This is a genomic window from Candidatus Omnitrophota bacterium, assembly GCA_013791745.1.
GTDB lineage: Bacteria > CG03 > CG03 > CG03 > CG03 > CG03.
Genome location: VMTH01000019.1, coordinates 1 through 3,511 on the forward strand (window position 1 = coordinate 1; position 3,511 = coordinate 3,511).

The following is a 3,511-nucleotide window of genomic DNA, read 5'->3' on the forward strand; positions in this document are numbered from 1 at the left end:
ACAATCTTTCAAAAATAAAAATCAGATCCGCGGAAGATAAATTAAAAAATATGGATGGCGGATCAGGGGAGAATGGGAATGGTCAGTAAATTGAATACTGTGTTCGGGAAAAGAATACTGAGTTTATGTTTTTTTTCCTCTTTTCTTCTCCATCTTTTATTTTTAATAACGCCCGAGGCGGCCTGCGAACCATATCACAAAATTACGATAGACGGCAATCTTGGCGATTGGTCGGCCGGCGAAAAAATAGTGAATGATTCCGGCGACGGCAATGTTATGGACAAAATTGACGGCCTTTATGTTACCTGGGATGCTGATAACCTGTATATAGGCGTCAATTACAAAATTGACGGTTACGGTATGATGCTGTATCTTGATACCGATTATGGCTCGTCGGCGGGTTTTGACGATTTGACAAAGATAGACACCTGGGATAAGGACGCAAAATTTTCCGCCGCAGGTTTTAAACCGGATTTTATGTACGGTTCGTGGGACGGCGACGGCGGCAATTTCTATAAAATAACAAGTTCCGTTACCGCGTCCTGGATTTCGGCGGCCTGCGCTACCGATTTCAGCGCCGATGTTCCGGGAACGGAAATAGCAATAGGCTGGGACAGTCTTTTCCCTTCGGGGTTTACCGCAGGGACGCGCCTTGCTGTTTTTGCCAGTCTCTGTGACGGGTCTTCTCTCGCCATTGACGGGGTTCCCAGCAATATTTCGGCAGCCCTGCCGGAGGTAGACACCTGTACGGTAGTAAGCTGTGATACCGACAGCAACGGAGTGCCGGATAGATTGAGTTCTTCGAATTTCAGTATTTCTTCTGTAAGAATGCCTAAGATATTTTCGCCCAATTCCGACGGTATGAACGATAATCTGGATATAATCGTTTCGCTTAGTAAAAGCGCGGTTGTGTATATCAAAGCGTACAGTATTGAAGGGAAGAAAGTGTGGCAGGGCACAAGCCGCCTATCGGAAGCAGGTGAGCTGACGATGACATGGAACGGCAGGGATTTTTCCAACAGCATGCTTAAAAACGGGATATATATCATGAATATACGGGCGGCTAACTCTTCGGGGGAAGAAGTTTATGAAAACAAAGCGGTGGCGATAGTTAAGTAATGTGGAAATGTAATAAAATGGAAACAAGGAAAAAAAGTTCATTGTTGTCTTGTTGCTTTATTGCTTTATTACTTTGTTATTTTGTTTCTTCGTCTTACGCCGCTTTCGAAATGCATCCCGCATCAGCCCGGCTGCCGGGCCGAGGAGGATGGTCAATCGCCGATGACAGCTTATCCAGTCTGGATAATTGCGCGGTTACTTCTGACAAATTTAACTGGGAAGCGGGGAAGGGTAATTTTTACGGGATAAGCGAACTGAATACGGGTTTCCTGTCTCTGCAGATACCGTCTAAAACCAACAGTATGAATTTTATATATTCCACGCTGAAATTTTCTTCAGTTTATCAGGAGAGTATTTATTCCTTTGCTCTGGCCCGCCCTATGACAAAAAACCTGAACGCGGGTTTGAGGCTTACCGCTTACCAGATTGATGTCGCAAATTTTGAAGAAGGGGTAAATCCGCGTACGATGTATTCTGATTATGATTTTTCGCTGCTCCGCAAAGGGGAATATTTTAATTTCGGGGTGTCTTTCCAGGCACTGTCTTCAAAGAGCGTGAGATTGAAGCGCGTGGAAGAGAGCAATGCCGCGAGTATTTGCTACGGCATCATGGTCAAGCCTGTAAAAGGCGCTGTTCTGGGGCTTGATTATGAATTCGGCCAGCCTCTTAAAGCCGGCCTGGAAGTTGAGGTGGCCGATGCCCTGAAATGCGCTATCGGGGTGCGGAAAAATATGTTTACTCTCGGATTTTCGCTGAGGCTGCCGGGGTTCCGGCTTAATTTTTCAGCGCTTCTGCACAATGATATGGGGGAGACTTATTTTATATCCGTGAGCGGAAATTAAAATGATATGAAAATAAATAATATGAAAACACGGCAAAAACAAAGTAATATGCCTGCCCCGACCGAAGCGTCGGGGGAAACAAAGAAGCAAAAGAGTTCTTTGTTGCCCTGTTGCTTTATTACTTCACTATGTTCTCTCCGCGTTATTTTTTTATGCATTGTTGCTTTATTCCCGTGCTATCTTGTCACTTTTTCGGAGGCATATTATATGGGCGGGTATTACGAGGCTTACTACGAAAGCCTCAGGGACGGGGAATACAAGTTTAATCTTTCACAGCCAAAACATTATCTGCAGATGAACCTTTGGGCGGATCCACTGCCGTATTCCGGAATTTATGCTCAGTTTTCAGCTTCAACATGGGATAACTCCGCCCTCGTAAAATTTGACAGAGGCTATGCCGAAAAGTCTTTTTTCGAGAAGACAAAACTGATGCTGCTTTACAAGGAAGAAAGACACTGGGTATCTTCCCCGTTGCTTTATCTGGTAGATACAGGAAAAATACAGAGAAACGCCCGGGGAATAAGAGCCGAAATGTGGAATCTTGGCGGTTTCGCCGGTCAGCTGATTGTATCTAAAGACGCCTCCGAAAAAGATTATGAATGGTACGGAAGCTATTTTGACAGTGATGGCAATTCACTTGTAGGAAGGCTGGATTATACATACCGGATACTGAAAATAGGCTCTAATTTTATACAGAGAAACAAGCAATATAAAATAAGCAATTCCGACGGGGTATTTTTGAGTAACCCGAAATATACAAATACACTGAATTCCGGCGACTTAACTTTGTATTTCAGTAAATTTACATTTCTTACAGAGGCGGCGCGCAGTGATTCGGACTGGCACGATACTTCGAAAGAAAACACTGCCTTGCAGACAGAATTGCGGGATTTTAATTTAGGTCCGCTGGGGCTTAATGTGTCATATTTTGATTATGGCAGAAATTTTCATGCGAAGAGTTCAAAAAAATTTTCAGGATATGACGGCAATGCGGAATTCGGCAGGAAAGGGTTTAGGGGCGAATGCCTTTTTCTTGTCCCGAAAAAAGCGGTAAATCTGACTTACAAATATTCTTACTATGATGCGGAAGATATAGCCGTATCTAATAATCCTGATTTGAGAGAGGATTATAATGTTGTTTATTCCGGCATCAAGGAAAAAAATTTCTGGAGTTTCTCAGAACTTTACATAAGGATGATGGGCGGAATAAATATAAGAATGGGGTTTGAAACGCTTGCGGGTTCTGAAGATAAGAGGAATATGATATTTATGATTGACGGGGAAACCCAGCTTCAGTATTGCGCGTTGATTGCTAAAGTCGTTGATATAGGCGGTGAAACTTATCCGGGGCAGAAAATTGTGCTGGCTGCGGAACAGAAAATTAATATAAGCGATAATGTTCAGGTCTTTATGCGTTTGGCCGATGTCCGAACAGACGCGCTTTCATGGCAGAGCGGTTTTTTTCAGCTTAAATATTTTATAGGTTATGATTTTGAGATGTATCTGGAATGCGGGGAGTCATGGTATACGGAATCGCTGTATTCCAGTAC

The 3,511-nt window shown here is 43.5% G+C and carries 3 protein-coding genes; all 3 read left to right on the forward strand.

Annotated features, from left to right (window positions below):
• Positions 1-54 precede the first annotated feature (54 nt).
• Complete coding sequence (locus FP827_00945; protein MBA3051652.1) at positions 55-1,119, forward strand: hypothetical protein; 1,065 nt, start codon at positions 55-57, stop codon at positions 1,117-1,119.
• Between the two features lie 110 nt (positions 1,120-1,229).
• A complete protein-coding gene (locus FP827_00950) occupies positions 1,230-1,961 on the forward strand; it encodes a hypothetical protein (protein ID MBA3051653.1) in 732 nt (243 codons plus the stop codon).
• A 207-nt stretch (positions 1,962-2,168) separates the two neighbouring features.
• On the forward strand, positions 2,169-3,511 hold a 1,343-nt coding region (locus tag FP827_00955), incomplete at its 3' end, for a hypothetical protein (GenBank protein ID MBA3051654.1).